Annotated in this window: 1 protein-coding gene; it reads right to left on the bottom strand. The window is 46.9% G+C overall.

What is annotated here, in order from left to right; all coding sequences use genetic code 11:
* Positions 1–45 precede the first annotated feature (45 nt).
* Positions 46–995: UDP-N-acetylglucosamine 1-carboxyvinyltransferase (gene murA / locus A3761_RS03775; RefSeq protein ID WP_068749841.1), on the bottom strand; the 950-nt coding region annotated here is incomplete at its 5' end.

Raw genomic sequence — 995 nt, 5'->3', positions numbered from 1 at the left:
TTATTAGATTCTCTGACATAATTTTTTACTCTTAAACTTCACCGTCTAACTAGGCAGGCGCTTTATTTTTGCACCCAGTAGCTGCAGTTTTTCTTCAATGCATTCGTAACCACGATCAACATGGTAAATACGATCAACAAGCGTATCACCTTTCGCAACAAGCCCCGCAATTACCAATGAAGCAGAGGCACGAAGGTCAGTTGCCATAATAGGCGCAGCATGTAATTGCTCAACCCCGGTAATGATCGCAGTGTTGCCTTCGAGCTTAACGTCAGCCCCCATGCGCATTAACTCGTGAATATGCATAAAACGGTTTTCAAATACTGTTTCTGTAATTGAACCTGTGCCTTCTGCTACGCAATTCATCGATGCAAACTGTGCCTGCATATCAGTTGGAAACCCGGGATAAGGTGCAGTTTTCACTGATACAGCTTTAGGGCGCTTACCCTTCATATCCAGCTCAATCCAGTCTTTCCCTGTGGTAATGTGTGCCCCGGCTTCCTTAAGCTTGACCAGAACTGCTTCCAACAAATCAGCACGTGTGTCTTTAAGCTTTACGCGGCCACAGGTCGCAGCGGCAGCACAAAGGTAAGTACCTGTTTCAATACGATCTGGCAGCACGTCATAATGACAACCTTTTAAGGATGCAACGCCATTAATTTCAATCGTTGCGGTACCGTGACCTTTAACATCAGCTCCCATCGCATTCAGACACTCACCCAAGTCAACGACTTCAGGTTCTCGTGCAGCGTTATTCAGGATGGTTTTACCCTCAGCCAAAGCGGCAGCCATCATCAGGTTTTCAGTACCCGTTACAGTTACCGTATCAAGAAAGATGTTTGCACCTTTAAGCCGACCATTGCTAGAAGCTCTAATATAGCCATCTTCGACCTGTATATCGGCCCCCATTGCTTCGAGACCGCGCAGGTGCAAGTCCACTGGTCGACTTCCTATCGCACAACCTCCAGGCAAAGATACTTCCGCCCGACCGAAAT

It is taken from the genome of Oleiphilus sp. HI0123 (genome assembly GCF_001635315.1).
This window is presented reverse-complemented; position numbering and strand designations above follow the sequence as displayed.